Consider the following 15,205-nt stretch of genomic DNA (forward strand, 5'->3'; position numbering starts at 1 on the left):
AAAGATCCAAGCACAGATCAAAATGCAAATACAGAAAAAAATAGCGATTCAAAAGCCCCACCTATTACAGAAAATGATAAGCCGACATTACTTCCTAACACAGGAGGAACATCTACAGAAAGTATTTCAATTCTTGTAGGTATGGTATTATTCGGTTTAGGGGGAATTCTATTCGCTCGACAACGAATCAAACAATAAAGAAATTTAGATTATTCACTGTAATTTAAGCTGTAGATTGTTATAGTTAGTTTATTAGAAAACTTCTTAGGCATGGACTCGGTATTTTACCGGGAGCATGCCTTTTATTTTTGCCTTAATTATTTCGTGTTTAAATGGAAGGCGTTTATAAAATCACGATGAAAAATTTGTATTTTAAGAGCAACATGTGAAATGTAATAGGGTAAATACATTCACTATCTTAGTTGATGGTTTTATAATATTGAATTACAGGATTGTTTGCTTTAACAATTCAACGAGGACTTTTAGCTGTTTCTGTTTTTACGACTTGTATATAGAGAAAAAGAAATAGGGAAAATATCAGTTTCTGCAGTGTTCTTTCGTACTTGATTTTTGCTCCTGTATAACGATTCAAATGTAATTATATCAATGAAATAAAACGGTTAATTCAATGGATGAGTTTGGTGAAAATAGTAATGGAATTTGTTAAAAATGTCTTCGATATATTCTATTCTTCAAATATCTCCGGCTTCTCCACTCTAAATGATTTCACCTCACCACATTCTAAACAAAATGTAGTTAATAGTTTGGAACCAGATAATGAATAAGGCACATAAAGAAAAGGTACCTATATATAGGTACCTTTTCTAATAGTTTTTTAGCAGAAACAACTACATCCGATAATGATTAATAGAATAAATAATACAACTAGTAAAGCAAATCCTCCAGCGAAACCGCAGCCTTCGCCGCAACTACCACCATATCCCATAACAATAGTGCCTCCTTTAGATAAAAGGGTAAAACTAGGGTTCATTCCATGGATTTTAACGGGTTCACTTTACCTTATGTTTTAAAGAATGAATTGAGCAGGTCCTTTTGAAAATATAGAAAAGACGCCATTAGGCGCCTTCCTGTTAGGTAGATAAGACTTTAGTTTTCCAATCTAAAGAAATTTTGTATCAGCTCTTTGTGAGTATATCATAATATCCGATTGATTTATTATGCATTGTTACATACTTTTCTAACTCCCTCTATTTTCTATTTGATAAAATAAAATCCCAATATTACCAAAAGTTAAATAAATATTTCTACATATTCAAGATATTTACATAATTTACAAAAGTGATACAGTTGAGTTGTAAGATATAAAAACTATTAAAGGGGGATTTATTATGTTTAAGAAATTAGTAGTAGGGCTATTGGCAACTGGTATTGCATTAACAGGAGGAATTGGGGCAGCTTCAGCTGATATACAAAAAGATGTGAGCTCTCCGAAGCAAGCAACATGCTCAATTCCTTATGAGTATTCTAATGGTAAATTCAAAAGAACTCTTTATTACTCAAATGGAGTATATGCTAATAGTTTTAATGAAAATGTTTGTGGTGGAACGATTACGTGGTATTTAAAACATGTTCAAAATGGAGTTGCTTTTTACGAAGGTAATTTAAAATAGTAGATTTTTTGAACCTCATTTATTGAGGTTCTTTTATTTTTAGTTTTTAAACTGATCCTCCATAAAAAAAAGACACCTAAAGGTGCCTTTCTCCGACTTGAACCACGCTCATTTAATATAAACCTATCCGTATTATCCCTTTGTTATACATGTAAACACATCCTATAAAACAGAATCATCTATATACACCAGATTGTTAGTTTACAAAATACAAGAGATTTGAGATCAGTATTAGAGTGACGCCACACCTTCTGCAATGATTGATATGTTACGCCTTTCAAAAGAATCTGCTTTATAGAATGTATCCACAATTTATATTTTACTACATGTAATATTTATTTTGTGTAATTATTATAACTATGTATAATTGCATAAAGTTTATAAAAAAATGAGAGCATAATTTGGTATTGTGTAATAAAGATAAGACCCACCTACGGAAATAGGTGGGTCTTATCTTTATTGCTATCTCATTGCACAAAAGGGAATTTGTATCAAAATAATAGCATATTCTTAAAGTTTTTATATTGAGAAATAAAGAAAAGACACCCAAAGGTGCCTTCCTCCGACTTGAACCATCCTAATTTTAATAATATGTATTGAACTCCTATCCAAATCTTTTTTTACATGTTAAGTAATATCGATCATCGAGAAAAAAGAAAAGGGGCTTTCTTATGAAAGGATAGACTTTCATATTTCATCATTACTACTAATGAAGTGTTATTTTATATATAGAAACGAATAAGGGACAGAACAAATTATAAGTTTAAAGAGTTGAAATGGTGAAAATGTATTGAGAAATTTTTTTGAAAAGATAATATTCAGAAAATTAAATGTTTTCTAGGTTTATTTTTGTTATTATGTTAGTAATCTATAGACAAAGGAGCAGGGGCTATATGAGTGTACACGTAATAAAGAAGGAAGAAATCACTTTACTTTTACATGATTGGTATCGAGAAATTCGTTCACAGAATTTCGTTAAGGCAAAGGAATTAAAACAAAGTATTGATACAAAAATGAATAGTATGGAAGAAAATCAAAAGAATACAGAGTTTTATGCACTTTTAGATTTTAGATTTCAAATGTTAAGTGCAGAGTTTTATCCACATCAATCTGATATATCTAAGAATGATCTAAGAAAAATGAAGTTAGATGAAGCGCCATCAGATGAATCTTTATTATATTATTACCATTTCTTTAAGGCTTCTCATGCTACGGTAAACAGTGATTTTAAAGTGGCTGAAAAGCATTATGGAATAGCAGAATCTTTGATGGAAAATATTCAGGATCCAATCGAAAAAGCAGAATTTAACTTTAAGCTATCTAGCTATTATTATCATGTTTGCCAGCCTATTTTAGTTATTCAATATGCAACTAGAGCAAGAAATATATTTGAAGGGCTGTACGGGTATAGTAGGAAGGTCGCAGCATGTGACAATGTTCTTGGGTTAGCATGTGTAAAGCTAAATGAATTTGAGCAGGCAGAAGTTTATTTTATGTCGTCTCTGGATATTTTGAAAAAGCAGAATGAAGAAGAGCTAATGTTACGAGTTCGACATAGCTTAGGGGTTATGTATGCAGAGCAAAACCTATCTGATTTAGCACTTCGTTATTTATCAGAAGTATCACAAAAAATCCCGAATCACTTTAGAGCAATTTTTTTGGAAGCTAGAGAGAATTTAAAGTTAGGAAAAACAAAGCTTGCAGCCTCTTTAATTGAAAAAGGATTAGTAATCTGTAATGAACTAGAACAAAAAGAATATGAACATCATTTTACCATTCTAAAGGGAATGAATGAGAATGTTTCTGCTGAAGAATTAGAGTTAGCTATTTCTAAAGGAATTTCCTTCTTTAATGAAGTAGGTTTATGGCAATATGTCCAGGAATATGCTGAAAAATTAGCGGTTAAATATCATAAAGAAGGAAATTCAATAAAATCCAGTGAATACTTCTATTTAGGATATAAAGAAAAAGAAAAAGGTTTTCAGAAGGGGGCTTTAAAATGAAAAGAATTATAAGCGGTTCAATTGGATTAATAATTACGGTCATACTATTAAATGGAGTAAATGCTCCAACAGAACAATCAAAGGTTAATACAACAAACGTTATACAATATACGCATGGAGAGCCGTGGGGTTGACGTAATATTGAAGTATAAAGAGTTATTAGATCAAAGGGAAGAAAAAGTAATTATTAGGTATATAGATGAAACGCTCAAATGAGCGTTTTTTTTTATTTTATAATCAGATGTTTTATGTTCATATGTACCGCAGTAAAAATTTATTCCTGACTTAAAAAAAGAGCCTCCACCGGAATGGTATTTGTATTAACTACAACCACATCTATCAAGAAAATCAGTTTTTTTCCACATGAAGGACATCTCGATTCTAGTGTTTTATTCCTTAAATATCTCCGGCTTCTCCACTCTAAATGATTTCACCTCACCACATTCTAAACAAAATGTAGTTAATAGTTTGGAACGTTTTCCCACTGAAAAGAGCCTACTAGAATCATTTTCACAAACATATGCATGATAAGCAAATCCAACTCTTCCTTCTTTAAATGTAGTAGAACCACAATTCTCGCATCGTATATTTTTCATGCTACTAACACCTCTTTTTCTGTATTTTTAAGATAGAAGTAAAGCAACTTGGCTATACATGATGTTTTCGACATGATACAACATAGCCCTTTATATATTCGCAAGTAAAACAACATAATACCCCTATAAACCTCTATAATAATATGATTTTTTACATATCATTTAATGTATATCGGAAAAATAAGTATTGAAGGATTGATTTTTATTATTCTGATGATTATAATAAATGGAAATCAAACAATTCTTATGCTGAGAAGTGGAGGGACGGGCCCTATGAAACTTCGGCAACCTCGTTTTAGACGGAAGGTGCCAAATCCTGCAGGTGTAAAAACACCTGAAAGATAAGAGCGGTTCACTTAGTCAAGACGGCTACTCTTATTGTGATAAGAGTAGCTTTTTTTATGACTAAAAGCATAAAGGGGGAATAGGTAGTGGAGTATGGTTTTTGGTTACCGGTTTTTGGGGGATGGCTTCGAAATGTAGATGATGAATCTATGCCACCTACGTTTGAGTATGCAAAGCAAACAGCGCAAGCGGCAGAACAATTAGGTTTTTCAACAACACTGATTGCAGAATTAAATTTAAATGATATAAAAGGTGTGTCAGCACCAAGTTTAGAGGCGTGGACAACTGCGGCAGCACTTGCAGCAGTGACGGATAAATTAGAGATTATGACGGCTGTAAGACCTGGCTTCCATAATCCAGCAGTTACAGCGAAAATGGCAGCGAATATCGATCAATTAAGTAATGGTCGTTTTACATTGAATATAGTTTCAGCGTGGTGGGAAGAAGAAGCGAGACAGTATGGCGGAGTATTTACCGCACATGATGAAAGGTATGATCGCACAGAGGAATTTGTAACAATTTTGAAGGGGCTTTGGAAAGAAGACGAGTTTTCTTATAAGGGGAACTTTTATGAGCTTCAGCATACACATTTAAGTCCAAAACCTGTGCAGAAACAAGGCATCAAGCTTTATGCAGGTGGTGAGAGTGAGAGAGGAAAAGAGGTTATTGTAAATCACGCGGATGCATATGTAATGCATGGGGGAACAGTGGAAGAAGTATCTGTGAAAATAGAAGATATGAAGAATCGTAGAAAGAAAGTGACAGAGGAGCCATTGCAGTCATTCGGGCTTGCCGCTTACGTCATTTGTCGTGATACCGAAGAAGAGGCAGTAGAAGAATGGAAACGCATAACGGATGTGAGAGATGATGCGTTAGGTTACGCGGGTTACCAAGATTTTGTGAGTAAATCGCAGTTGGAACAGCAAGTGAAGCTCAATGATTATTCCGTATCGAATCGCGGGTTACGTCCTAATTTAATCGGAACACCAGAACAAATTGCAGAAAGAATACTTGCTTTTGAAAAAGTGGGTGTTACGTTATTACTTTTACAATTTTCACCACAGCTTGAAGAGATGAAACGATTTTCTGAAAAAGTGATGCCATTAGTTGAAGCGAAAAGAAAGGAATTGATTACAAATGAGTAAAATTTACATATTACATGAGAATAAGGAATGGACGGATCATTTAGTAAAAAGGTTGGAAGAACTGGAGTTACCGTATGAGGAATGGCTTTTAAATGAAGGAACACTTTCATTAGAACAAGAACCTCCCAAAGGTGTTTTTTATAGCCGTATGAGTGCTTCTTCACATACGAGAGGGCATCGATATGCACCTGAATTAACTGAAGGGGTTCTTGCTTGGCTAGAGGGATACGGGCGCACAGTATTTAATGGGTCTCGTGCATTACGTCTTGAAGTAAGTAAATTGAATCAATATGCAGCATTAAGAAAATTTGGGATACAAGTGCCGAAAACAATTGGTGCTGTTGGCCGTGATCATATAGTAAAAGCGGCAAAGGAGTTAGGGGAAGTACCGTTCATTACAAAGCATAACCGTGCAGGTAAAGGCCTTGGTGTTCAACTGTTTCATTCCATTAATGCTTTAGAACAATATTTGGATGGTCCAGCGTTTGAAGAACCGATTGATGGAATTACTTTAATTCAGCAATATATTGAAGCGCCCGAACCATATATTACACGTTGTGAGTTTGTAGGCGGTCAGTTTGTATATGCGGTTAAAGTAGATACATCAGAAGGATTTGAACTTTGTCCAGCAGATGCGTGCTCGATTCAAGATGCTTTTTGCCCAGTAGGAGAAGAGAGTAAGACAGAAGCGCCAACAAAATTTGAAATTATATCAGACTTCCACGAGCCAATTATTGAACAATACAAAGAGTTTTTGAAAGAAAATGAGATTACCGTTGCTGGTATTGAATTTATTCGCAGTGTGGATGGAACAATTTATACGTATGATATTAATACAAACACAAACTATAATTCTGACGCAGAGTCTGTAGCGAATCAATTTGGTATGCTTGAACTTGCTACATTCCTTGGAAGAGAATTAGAAAAACAAGTAGAGTCAGTTAAATAGTATAGAAGGTTCTAGTGAAAACCTTTGTTAAAGTAATAGTAGTCATATGGCCAAATTTTTATTGTTTTTGTACAAAAGTATAAGAAGTAGCCTAAGTTTCGGTGAGGAGCTTGGGCTGTTTGTATGTTGTATTTCTTTTTTATTTATATATCCGCAAGTAAAACAACATAATATTAATACGAAAAAATATACTAATATGAGTTTTTGCATATTTCAAAAATTAGTGTATCCATCAAAAAGTTTTAATTGTATAATATGTTTTGTCATATTCTTTTAGATTTTTCGACAAAAAATAACATAAATAGAGAACGTATTGGGAGAAGGAATTATGTACACAAAACTATTAAAATCAATTACATCATTATCACTTATTGGTGGTGCTTTATTGTATACAAACGGCAGTGACGTGAGAGCTGCTGAGGCGGGTATTTTTTCTGATGTGCCTACATCGCATTGGTCGTATCCGGCAATTAAAGATTTAGCGGGTAAAAATATTATTTCCGGTTATGGAAATGGGAAGTTTGGTTTCGGAGATGTTGCGACGAGAGAGCAAGTTGCAGCTTTAATTTATCGTGTGTTAGTACCGAATAAGCAAGGTGGTACGTTTAGTAATGACGGTGCTCGTTACGTATTACAAGATGGATCTACTTTAAACAATCCGTATCGAGATATTCGCACAGGATCAACATTGTTTCCTGAAGAGGTTTTAACGTTAACGAAATTAGGGGTTTTTAAAGGTGATGCAAACGGTGGTTTTAGACCGAAAGATTCTGTTAGCCGCGCAGAAATGGCACAAATTCTTACAAACGCTTTCCATCTTTCAGCAAAACAAAAGCATACATTTAACGATGTTCCGAGTGGTTTTTGGGGTGAAAATGCGATAAGTGCAGTGCAATCAAACGGGATTGCTTCTGGTACAGGTGAAGGGAAGTTTGAGCCATATAGTACGGTAAAACGTGAACAATATGCGCAGTTTTTATATAATACTTTGAAATATAAACAGCCTGAAGTTCCGGTGCAAGATACAGGAGATGCGGCATTATTAACAGCATTCAAAGATGAAGTGCAAAAGCGTATTAATGCGTATGAAACGAATATTACACTTCCATATAAAACGAAAAATAGTAATCAGGAAGAAGTAATGAATACACTTTTTAACGCCTATAAAGAAGTGGCAAGTAAAAATGAGTATACAAATTATAATAGGTCGAATGTTTCATATGGAATTTCTGGATCTTCTGGAAATTATACGTTTACGTTAAAGATTACATATCGTGAAACGAAAGAACAAACAGAATATGTAATGAAGCAAGCGAAGGCAATCGTTTCTTCGATTACGCAAGTTGGAATGGATGATCACGAAAAAGTGAAGGCGATTCATGATTATGTCGTAAAGCATATTTCTTACGATACGTCTTATAAAGCTTACACAGCATATGAAGCACTCGTAAATCGTTCTGCGGTTTGCCAAGGTTACGCACTATTAACCTATCAATTATTAAAAGAAGCTGGAATTGAGAATCATTTTGTAGTAGGAACTGGAGACGGTCAGCCCCATGCTTGGAATTTGGTGAAAATCGAAAACAAATGGTATCACCTTGATACAACATTTGATGATCCGGTGCCAGATGAACAAGGGCGTGTAACGTATTCTTATTTCAACTTATCAGATGAGCAAATTGCAAGAAATCATGAGTGGAACCGAGGGGACTATCCGCAAGCTACAACAAATTATTATAGTACACTAACAAATAAAATTGCGGCAGGTAGTGCGAAAATCCCTGCATATCAGCAAATCTTAAAAGATACAAAGTTAAATTATTTAGGAAATGAATACATTGCAAACAACTATAATGAATTCAAAAATAAAATGCAGCAACGTTATAACGAAAAGTCACCAAAAATCGAAATTCTTTATAAACAATCAATGGATGGCGCATTGCAAGATGTGAAAAAAGTAATTGGAGAAATCGGTTATCCGCAAGGAGCAAATCGTGTTTCTTATAAAGCTGAGCCGTATAATGCGAAAGAAGGATATTCTTTAGTGACGATTACGTTTATGTAAAAAAGCAACCTAGATTCCATGTTGGATCTAGGTTGTTTTTTTTAACTTAATTTGACATATAAAGTTAAACTGTATAAAATCAAACTATACAGTTAGACTATATAGTTTAGCTATATATTTATCGTTACATTGGAGGTCTTTATGAATAGAGATAAAAATTTACCATTAACGGAAACAACGTACTACGTTCTTTTAGCTTTATTAGAGCCAGCTCATGGATATTTAATTATGCAAAAGGTGGAGGAACTGAGTAATCATCAAGTGAAAATCGCAGCGGGTACATTGTATGGTGCGGTTGAAAATTTATTAAAACAAGGGTTAATAGAATCGGTAAAAAGTGAAGATAAACGAAGAAAAGTGTATGTCATTACGGAACGTGGGAAAGAAGTATTGCATTTAGACTTTATGAGAATGCAGCACATTATTGAGGTTACAAAGAGTTTATTACATGTATAGTTAGGGGGAAACGATGATGTGGAGATTGAAATTCTTTTTAGACTTTGAGAAAGAGGAGAAATGGTTAGAAGAGATGGCTTGGAAAGGCTATCAGCTAGAAAGCAATACATTTGGTTATACATTTAGATATACAGAGCCGGAAGATGCGACGATCAGAATAGACCATAGAGTATTTAGTAGAAAAAGTGAATTTATGAATTACTGTACATTATTTGAAGATAGTGGCTGGGAGCATATAGCTGGTAATCGGTGGTCAGGTACGTACTATTTTAAAAAGGTAAATGAAGAAAGTGAAGATGACATTTTTTCAGATCAAATGTCACGAGCAGGGAAGTATAAACGTCTATCGAAAACCTTTTTAGAATTAGCGATCTGTTATTTGCCGATATTATTTCTATTTATGTATAATAACACGATTAATGTAGACGCATTTGTAAATCCGAAAGAACTATACTTGACGCCTGGATTATGGGATAAGCAAGGCGTAGCATTTCTATGGTCATTCTTATTTGAAACACCATTTGCATTAATGAGAGGATTGTTTTGGACGTTTATCCCTGTTGCGACATGTATGTTTTTCATTTGCTCGTATAAAGCAAATCGGTTGTATGAGGCGAGAAGATGATAGAAGGGGATTTTTTTGAGTTTGTAAATGGTATCTTTTTAAAATGGGTAAAGGAAAAGAATACGTATTGGAAACAAGTTATTATGATTATCACTTTGTAAATAGTATCCAATGGAATAATATGTTTAAAATATCCATAATTAACCTGTGTTTAATATCTTTATATGTTAATATTAAATAAGGTGTGTGTAATATTCTTTATGAACACACTATATTAAGGATAAGGGGATTTAATTATGAATTTTAAACAACTAATATTGGCGGGGACAGTTATTGCATCAACAACACTAACACCCCTAACAAATGTACAAGCAGAAAACAAGATAGGATTTAAAGATGTTCCTGTAAATCACTGGTCTTATAAAGCGATCATGAATTTACAAGAGCGAAATATTGTAGCTGGTTATGGAAATGGAATGTTTGGTTTTGGAGATAGTATTACACGTGGACAAGTAGCTAGAATGATATACCTTTATTTGAATCCAGCAGATGAACCTAATGCACCAAACGCTTTTACTGATATTAAAGGTCATATGTTTGAAAAAGAAATTTTAAGTCTTAGTAAAACAGGTATTATGAGTGGATTCGGCGACGGTAAATTTGGTCCGGATGATCTTTTAACACGCGAACAATTGGCTGCTGTATTAACAAGGGCTTTTAACTTAAAAGCGACATCTACTACCACTTTCAAAGATGTAAATAAAAATTACTGGGCAACAGACGCTATTAGCGCATTACAAGAAAATAAAATTACTGTTGGTACGGGAGATAATATGTTTGAGCCTAACAGTATCGTAACTCGTGAGCAGTATGCACAATTCTTATACAATGCAATTATTAAATCTGAAAAACCAGAAAAAGAGCCTGAGTCAAAGCCTATTGTTATCCCACAAGATTTAGTAATCGATGATATTTATTATTATGAAGGTTGGATGGAGAGCTCATCTGTACTGAAAAAATCTGTATCTAAGGAAGCACAAAATCTTCTTACTCAAATTAACACAAAATATAATGCTGAATTAAAGTATTCAGCGATAGGTGGTCCAGGTTCAGAGGTCGTTTTATTCTCTCCGGTATTAGAGGGGATTCCAGAATTTTATGGGAATTTCACTGTCAGGGGTGATGATGAAAATAACTTTACTGTTAATTTTGTAATTGATAGAGGTCAAGGTAATAATGCGTTAATAGAGTTAGGGAAAAAGTGGATCACTATGATAAATCCAAACTTAGATTTGAGTACAGAGATTGATAATATAGTGTCTTCTAATACACGTACAGGTAATTTTGATATAAATAAAAACAATCTTAAAATAGATATAAGCGTAGAGAAGCAAAATTCTAGTAGCGATCTAATGAGTGTTAAAATCCACAAGTAAAAAAGAGGAGTGAAAATTCACTCCTTTTTTAATTTTTATGTAGGGTGACCCTATATAGCTAAAGTTACTAAAAATTGATATGTTACTTCTTTCAAAAGAAGCAACTTTATAGAGCATGCCCACAATTTATAAATTACTACATGTATTGTTGTAAATATGTATAATTACATAAAAATTCAGAGGAAAAGAGAGTATACTTTGATATTGTGTAATAAAGATAAGGCCCACCTACGGAAATAGGTGGGCTTTTTTTACATATAAAGAAAAGACACTCACATGAGTGTCTTTCCGATAGTTTTTTAGCAGAAGCAAGCAGCTCCAACGATGATTAATAAAATAAACAATACAACTAATAATGCAAATCCTCCGGCGAAGCCACAGCCGCCACAACTACCCCCAAAGCCCATCATAGTTCCTCCTTTTAATAGGAGGGGAAAACCAAAGGTTCACTCATGTGTTTTAACGGATTCAATTTACTTTATGCTTTTACGAATGAATGGAGCAGGTCCTTTCCGAAATAGATTTATTTATTCTTGGGAGGAATTCAAGGGAAAAGTAGGAGAATCTATATTATTTATCAAGAGGTAATAAGTGGAAAAATATCCAAAAATACAGATGGAAATCCGCTTTTATACCTTTCATTAAAATAATACTAGCATTATATATTATAAGGAATACTTGTCCTTAATTGTAAATGAAAGGGGGGAATTGATATGAGTTATGGCTATGGTCATCCTCCTGGAAAATGTTATAAACATCACAATGAAACTTTATCAACGGGTATATTACGTAGACATTCCGCTACGTTGTTTCTTACTGTGGAAGCGATGAATGTTGATCCAGATGATACTCATACAGTAACTGTTGAAATGTTTGATTGGTCATCGGGTTCTCCGGTATTGTTACCATTAGTAGACCCTTCAACACAAACATTGGCACCTAATCGATATGTTACTTTTCGTTCAGCAGCTCTTCCTCCAGGACTTTTTGCTTATGAAGTAAGAATCATTCGTCCGAAAGATAGAGATGTTGTTACGAATGTTTTTGGTCTTAGTGCAATAGTATTTAATCCACAAGAAGGAAATAATGTTTTACAACATGATTTAGCAAAATTAGACCTTAAATAGATTTTATCCCGCGTTAACGGACAGTAAAACTCCCACCTCAAAACTCAGTTGGAGCAAAGAAGTTAGGTGGGAGATCAACTGTCCGTAAACGTCCGATTGGTTCAACTAATAATCAGTGGGGGATGAATAAAACCCCCATTGATTAAAGTTTATTTATTGGACAGGAGTAAAAAAAGAGTAGGATTACATCCTACTCTTTTTTTACTGCGATTATATTAGAATTTTAAAAGAAATTCTTCATCATTTTCGCATCTTTAATATTCACTACCACACCTTCAATCTTATCTTTCTTCTCATTTTTAGCAATCGTAATTTGCTCTTTATTATCAGCCCATACAAGAAACTCTTCTTTCGCGTCATCTTTATATGTAACGGTAATAGTAGAATGTGCAGATTCTCTCTTTTTTTGATCTAATGTGATTGTTTTAGGAGTGCCTTTTTGGACTGCTGAAACGATTGATTTTATCATTTCTTCGTTATCTGTTTGAGATTTTGAAACGTTGTTATTTATTGTGCTAAGTATTTCAATGTCTGTAATATTTGCGGAGTTTAATTGAAAGGCATTTTGCTTCTGTTCTTGTTTAGCTTGTGGAGATTTGTCTGTAGCTGAGGTACTGGCACAGCCTATTAAAGTGAAAGATATAGCGGTTAGAGCGCATATAGATATGATTTTTTTCATAGTATCCCTCCTTATGTTTAATTATAACGATTTTCTGTTAATTCAGGTAGTTATTGTAAGTAGATTTATTCTACTAGTTTTAGGATAGAAAAAAATCAAACAACTTTTTTCAAATTTTATGTTTAACATTTCGAAAATGGGTGTACTACATATAATATAACAAATAATTCATTTTAGAGGAGGAAGTTAAAGATGGAAACGAAGTATAGTAAACCTTTTGTATATGAATTTATTACGGAGAAAGAGGTCATGAATGCGGCAAATGATCTAGTGAAGAAAGGAATAGACCAAAAAGATATTTACGTATTAACACATGAAAAAGAAAGGACAGATAGAATTGCAGACAATGCAGACGTGAATACAATTGGGATAAAAGAGGAGGGACTTGGGACAAGCATTATTAACGTCTTTCAAAAAACGGGAGATCAATTGAGAAATAAGATGCAAGAGTTAGGACTTAATGAGGAAGAAGCTAACTTTTATGAGGAAAAACTGGATGAAGGAAAAATCTTGTTATTCGTTAAGGATTTAGAAAGAGTCGGTGAATGGTTACAAGAAAGAAGATGCATGTATACTCTTTAAATCTATAAATCTATTACGAAAAGGAGATGGGAAATATGAGTGAGAGCGGGCTGAAAGAACAAATTACGGGTAAGATTGAAAAGACAAAGGGACAAGTAAAAGAAGGAATTGGTGAAATTACAGAGGATAGAGAGTTGAAAAATGAAGGGAAGTGGGAGAAGACGAAAGGAACTATAAAAGAAAAAGTCGGAAAAGTGAAACAAAAGATAAGTGATGGATTGGATAATAAAGAATAATACATGTTTATCAAGCTTTGGTTACATACCAAAGCTTGATAAATCCAATATAAAACGAATATAGGAGGGTTAATAGTGGGACTTATTATTACGTGTATTGTAGGTGGACTTATTGGTGCGTTAGCTGGAATGATTACAGGAAAAGACTTTCCTTTAGGTATAGTTGGTAATGTGATTGCTGGATTAATCGGATCTTGGGTAGGTAGTGCGTTATTTGGTCATTGGGGCCCTGAATGGGGAGGCATTTTCGTTCTTCCAGCGTTATTAGGTGCAATCGTCTTTATTTTAATCGTTACATTCTTTTCTAGAATGCTGCGGAAAGCGTAAGTATGATAATGAATAGTAATCTTAAGTTTATTATATATAGCTATAAGGTTAACAAACTGATAAATATACATAAAAAAGCATCCAATTAAAATAATTTGGATGCTTTTTTCATGTAATCTGCATAGGAATGAGTGGAGGATGAAGAACCCCCACTCATTAAAATTATACTTTCTATTATGTATTAAACCATTGTTACTTTTTCACAATTATTTATTCTTACGACTTGCCTTGGTTCTATATGAGATAAGTCCTCATCATTACCTATATCAACTACAATTGTATTCGTTAGTATGTTAATAATGGAACCAATTAATTTTGTAGCATGATCGTGTCGATAAGAAAATTGAACGAAATCTCCCTTTTTAAACTTGTGCTCTTCCATAGATAGATCCCCCTAAAAATAATGTTTATACATTATACATACACAAATTTACAAGGTTTAAACATTTGGTAGCATTTTTTAAGCATGAAGCTGGGAAAGGTGTAGAAAATTTATTTATAATTAAAATGAAAAAAATGTTTAAAACTAATTTTTATGGGTAATTACATAGTAGAAGTTTTAGATAAGGGGGCGGAAATGATGAATTTGGCAGTAAATATTGTGCAGAATGATGTAGGTTATACGGTACAACTTAATGGTGAGATTGATGCGTATACAGCATCAGATTTAAAAAATAAGATCATGTCTATTGCAAGCGAGAAAGAGGTTCATATTGTAGTAGATTTTACTGAGGTAGAGTATATGGATAGTACAGGTTTAGGCGTGTTTATAGCTCTATTAAAAGCGATTAAGAAAAATGATGGAAAGCTAGAGTTTATTGGTGTATCTAAAAGACTAAAAAGATTATTTGATATTACAGGACTAACAGAAATATTAAATTTGAATTCCGATTTTGAAAAAGTAGAAAGAAGGTGACTAGGGATGATGGAGAAATTTGAAAAGATAGAAATGAAAATTCCTGCAAAAGCAGAATATGTAGCTATTATTCGTTTAACAATGGCTGGTGTTGCGAATCGAATGGGCTTTGCTTATGACGATATAGAAGATATGAAAATTGCTATT

The 15,205-nt window shown here is 33.5% G+C and carries 20 protein-coding genes, 1 pseudogene and 1 riboswitch; of the genes and pseudogenes, 16 read left to right on the forward strand and 5 right to left on the reverse strand.

The window, feature by feature from the left end; genetic code table 11:
- Nucleotides 1–198, forward strand: a 198-nt coding sequence (locus MR113_RS24395; RefSeq protein ID WP_242257161.1) for an LPXTG cell wall anchor domain-containing protein, incomplete at its 5' end; no start/stop codon positions are given.
- Between the two features lie 637 nt (nucleotides 199–835).
- On the opposite strand, the gene MR113_RS24400 is transcribed toward MR113_RS24395, so the two are convergent.
- Entirely contained in the window at nucleotides 836–946 is a 111-nt protein-coding gene (locus MR113_RS24400; protein ID WP_000540371.1) for a YjcZ family sporulation protein, read from the reverse strand.
- 403 nt (nucleotides 947–1,349) lie between these two features.
- Here MR113_RS24400 and MR113_RS24405 point away from each other — a divergent pair, with 403 nt between their 5' ends.
- From MR113_RS24405 to MR113_RS24415, 3 genes are all read left to right on the forward strand, one after another.
- Complete coding sequence (locus tag MR113_RS24405; RefSeq protein ID WP_061680502.1) at nucleotides 1,350–1,631, forward strand: LCI fold-containing protein; 282 nt, start codon at nucleotides 1,350–1,352, stop codon at nucleotides 1,629–1,631.
- 857 nt (nucleotides 1,632–2,488) lie between these two features.
- Nucleotides 2,489–3,634: a response regulator aspartate phosphatase gene (locus MR113_RS24410; protein ID WP_242257162.1), complete on the forward strand. Its 1,146-nt coding sequence runs from the start codon at nucleotides 2,489–2,491 to the stop codon at nucleotides 3,632–3,634.
- Nucleotides 3,631–3,768 (forward strand): Phr family secreted Rap phosphatase inhibitor, encoded by a 138-nt coding sequence (locus MR113_RS24415; protein WP_098585446.1) that lies wholly within the window; start codon nucleotides 3,631–3,633, stop codon nucleotides 3,766–3,768. Before MR113_RS24410 ends, MR113_RS24415 begins: the two co-directional genes overlap by 4 nt.
- Before the next feature lie 255 nt (nucleotides 3,769–4,023).
- Here the strand turns inward: MR113_RS24415 and MR113_RS24420 are convergent, their stop codons facing one another.
- Complete coding sequence (locus MR113_RS24420) at nucleotides 4,024–4,230, reverse strand: hypothetical protein (RefSeq protein WP_242257163.1); 207 nt, start codon at nucleotides 4,228–4,230, stop codon at nucleotides 4,024–4,026.
- A gap of 241 nt (nucleotides 4,231–4,471) precedes the next feature.
- Nucleotides 4,472–4,578, forward strand: a riboswitch (SAM riboswitch).
- A gap of 83 nt (nucleotides 4,579–4,661) precedes the next feature.
- On the opposite strand from MR113_RS24420, the gene MR113_RS24425 reads away from it, so the two are divergent.
- The 6 genes from MR113_RS24425 (at nucleotide 4,662) to MR113_RS24450 (ending at nucleotide 11,191) form a co-directional block, all read left to right on the forward strand.
- Entirely contained in the window at nucleotides 4,662–5,720 is a 1,059-nt protein-coding gene (locus tag MR113_RS24425) for an LLM class flavin-dependent oxidoreductase (RefSeq protein WP_242257164.1), read from the forward strand.
- The gene (locus tag MR113_RS24430) at nucleotides 5,713–6,669 is read left to right on the forward strand and encodes an ATP-grasp domain-containing protein (protein WP_242257165.1); all 957 of its coding nucleotides are present in this window, start codon (nucleotides 5,713–5,715) and stop codon (nucleotides 6,667–6,669) included. Before MR113_RS24425 ends, MR113_RS24430 begins: the two co-directional genes overlap by 8 nt.
- Before the next feature lie 328 nt (nucleotides 6,670–6,997).
- On the forward strand, nucleotides 6,998–8,734 hold the full coding sequence (locus MR113_RS24435) for an S-layer homology domain-containing protein (RefSeq protein ID WP_242257166.1): 1,737 nt from the start codon (nucleotides 6,998–7,000) through the stop codon (nucleotides 8,732–8,734).
- Nucleotides 8,735–8,875: 141 nt separating this feature from the next.
- Nucleotides 8,876–9,190 (forward strand): PadR family transcriptional regulator, encoded by a 315-nt coding sequence (locus MR113_RS24440; protein ID WP_001078066.1) that lies wholly within the window; start codon nucleotides 8,876–8,878, stop codon nucleotides 9,188–9,190.
- A gap of 13 nt (nucleotides 9,191–9,203) precedes the next feature.
- Entirely contained in the window at nucleotides 9,204–9,815 is a 612-nt protein-coding gene (locus MR113_RS24445) for a DUF2812 domain-containing protein (protein WP_242257167.1), read from the forward strand.
- A gap of 236 nt (nucleotides 9,816–10,051) precedes the next feature.
- The gene (locus MR113_RS24450; RefSeq protein ID WP_242257168.1) at nucleotides 10,052–11,191 is read left to right on the forward strand and encodes an S-layer homology domain-containing protein; all 1,140 of its coding nucleotides are present in this window, start codon (nucleotides 10,052–10,054) and stop codon (nucleotides 11,189–11,191) included.
- A 299-nt stretch (nucleotides 11,192–11,490) separates the two neighbouring features.
- Here the strand turns inward: MR113_RS24450 and MR113_RS24455 are convergent, their stop codons facing one another.
- The gene (locus MR113_RS24455; protein ID WP_000505670.1) at nucleotides 11,491–11,598 is read right to left on the reverse strand and encodes a YjcZ family sporulation protein; all 108 of its coding nucleotides are present in this window, start codon (nucleotides 11,596–11,598) and stop codon (nucleotides 11,491–11,493) included.
- A gap of 306 nt (nucleotides 11,599–11,904) precedes the next feature.
- Here MR113_RS24455 and MR113_RS24460 point away from each other — a divergent pair, with 306 nt between their 5' ends.
- Nucleotides 11,905–12,318: a hypothetical protein gene (locus MR113_RS24460; RefSeq protein WP_172554330.1), complete on the forward strand. Its 414-nt coding sequence runs from the start codon at nucleotides 11,905–11,907 to the stop codon at nucleotides 12,316–12,318.
- A gap of 223 nt (nucleotides 12,319–12,541) precedes the next feature.
- Here MR113_RS24460 and MR113_RS24465 read toward each other — a convergent pair whose 3' ends face one another.
- Nucleotides 12,542–12,997, reverse strand: a complete 456-nt coding sequence (locus MR113_RS24465; protein ID WP_242257169.1) for an LptM family lipoprotein — start codon at nucleotides 12,995–12,997, stop codon at nucleotides 12,542–12,544.
- Nucleotides 12,998–13,189: 192 nt separating this feature from the next.
- Between MR113_RS24465 and MR113_RS24470 the strand changes: the two genes are divergently transcribed.
- From MR113_RS24470 to MR113_RS24480, 3 genes are all read left to right on the forward strand, one after another.
- A complete protein-coding gene (locus MR113_RS24470) occupies nucleotides 13,190–13,579 on the forward strand; it encodes a YflT domain-containing protein (RefSeq protein WP_061678673.1) in 390 nt (129 codons plus the stop codon).
- A 35-nt stretch (nucleotides 13,580–13,614) separates the two neighbouring features.
- Nucleotides 13,615–13,815 carry a CsbD family protein gene (locus MR113_RS24475; RefSeq protein ID WP_242257170.1) on the forward strand — a complete coding sequence of 67 codons (201 nt, stop codon included), beginning with the start codon at nucleotides 13,615–13,617 and terminating at the stop codon, nucleotides 13,813–13,815.
- Between the two features lie 75 nt (nucleotides 13,816–13,890).
- Complete coding sequence (locus MR113_RS24480; RefSeq protein WP_000522903.1) at nucleotides 13,891–14,142, forward strand: GlsB/YeaQ/YmgE family stress response membrane protein; 252 nt, start codon at nucleotides 13,891–13,893, stop codon at nucleotides 14,140–14,142.
- 181 nt (nucleotides 14,143–14,323) lie between these two features.
- On the opposite strand, the gene MR113_RS24485 is transcribed toward MR113_RS24480, so the two are convergent.
- Nucleotides 14,324–14,524 carry a methyltransferase gene (locus MR113_RS24485; protein WP_242257171.1) on the reverse strand — a complete coding sequence of 67 codons (201 nt, stop codon included), beginning with the start codon at nucleotides 14,522–14,524 and terminating at the stop codon, nucleotides 14,324–14,326.
- A 195-nt stretch (nucleotides 14,525–14,719) separates the two neighbouring features.
- Between MR113_RS24485 and MR113_RS24490 the strand changes: the two genes are divergently transcribed.
- Both MR113_RS24490 and rsbW read left to right on the forward strand, forming a co-directional pair.
- On the forward strand, nucleotides 14,720–15,058 hold the full coding sequence (locus tag MR113_RS24490; protein ID WP_242257172.1) for an STAS domain-containing protein: 339 nt from the start codon (nucleotides 14,720–14,722) through the stop codon (nucleotides 15,056–15,058).
- Nucleotides 15,059–15,064: 6 nt separating this feature from the next.
- Nucleotides 15,065–15,205 (forward strand): annotated as a pseudogene (rsbW, locus tag MR113_RS24495) (anti-sigma B factor RsbW); the annotation flags it as partial.

This window comes from Bacillus cereus group sp. BfR-BA-01379 (assembly GCF_022663605.1).
In the GTDB taxonomy this organism is placed as follows: Bacteria; Bacillota; Bacilli; order Bacillales; family Bacillaceae_G; genus Bacillus_A; species Bacillus_A mobilis.

Excerpts from the sequence above, each read along its gene's own strand:
- MR113_RS24460 (WP_172554330.1), top strand. The coding sequence starts at position 11,905 with ATGAGTTATGGCTATGGTCATCCTCCTGGAAAATGTTATAAACATCAC.
- MR113_RS24410 (WP_242257162.1), top strand. The coding sequence starts at position 2,489 with ATGTTAGTAATCTATAGACAAAGGAGCAGGGGCTATATGAGTGTACAC.
- MR113_RS24455 (WP_000505670.1), bottom strand. The coding sequence starts at position 11,598 with ATGGGCTTTGGGGGTAGTTGTGGCGGCTGTGGCTTCGCCGGAGGATTT.
- MR113_RS24470 (WP_061678673.1), top strand. The coding sequence starts at position 13,190 with ATGGAAACGAAGTATAGTAAACCTTTTGTATATGAATTTATTACGGAG.
- MR113_RS24465 (WP_242257169.1), bottom strand. The coding sequence starts at position 12,997 with ATGAAAAAAATCATATCTATATGCGCTCTAACCGCTATATCTTTCACT.
- MR113_RS24400 (WP_000540371.1), bottom strand. The coding sequence starts at position 946 with ATGGGATATGGTGGTAGTTGCGGCGAAGGCTGCGGTTTCGCTGGAGGA.
- MR113_RS24435 (WP_242257166.1), top strand. The coding sequence starts at position 6,998 with ATGTACACAAAACTATTAAAATCAATTACATCATTATCACTTATTGGT.
- MR113_RS24420 (WP_242257163.1), bottom strand. The coding sequence starts at position 4,230 with ATGAAAAATATACGATGCGAGAATTGTGGTTCTACTACATTTAAAGAA.
- MR113_RS24445 (WP_242257167.1), top strand. The coding sequence starts at position 9,204 with ATGATGTGGAGATTGAAATTCTTTTTAGACTTTGAGAAAGAGGAGAAA.
- MR113_RS24450 (WP_242257168.1), top strand. The coding sequence starts at position 10,052 with ATGAATTTTAAACAACTAATATTGGCGGGGACAGTTATTGCATCAACA.
- MR113_RS24405 (WP_061680502.1), top strand. The coding sequence starts at position 1,350 with ATGTTTAAGAAATTAGTAGTAGGGCTATTGGCAACTGGTATTGCATTA.
- MR113_RS24440 (WP_001078066.1), top strand. The coding sequence starts at position 8,876 with ATGAATAGAGATAAAAATTTACCATTAACGGAAACAACGTACTACGTT.
- MR113_RS24415 (WP_098585446.1), top strand. The coding sequence starts at position 3,631 with ATGAAAAGAATTATAAGCGGTTCAATTGGATTAATAATTACGGTCATA.
- MR113_RS24485 (WP_242257171.1), bottom strand. The coding sequence starts at position 14,524 with ATGGAAGAGCACAAGTTTAAAAAGGGAGATTTCGTTCAATTTTCTTAT.
- MR113_RS24430 (WP_242257165.1), top strand. The coding sequence starts at position 5,713 with ATGAGTAAAATTTACATATTACATGAGAATAAGGAATGGACGGATCAT.
- MR113_RS24475 (WP_242257170.1), top strand. The coding sequence starts at position 13,615 with ATGAGTGAGAGCGGGCTGAAAGAACAAATTACGGGTAAGATTGAAAAG.
- MR113_RS24490 (WP_242257172.1), top strand. The coding sequence starts at position 14,720 with ATGATGAATTTGGCAGTAAATATTGTGCAGAATGATGTAGGTTATACG.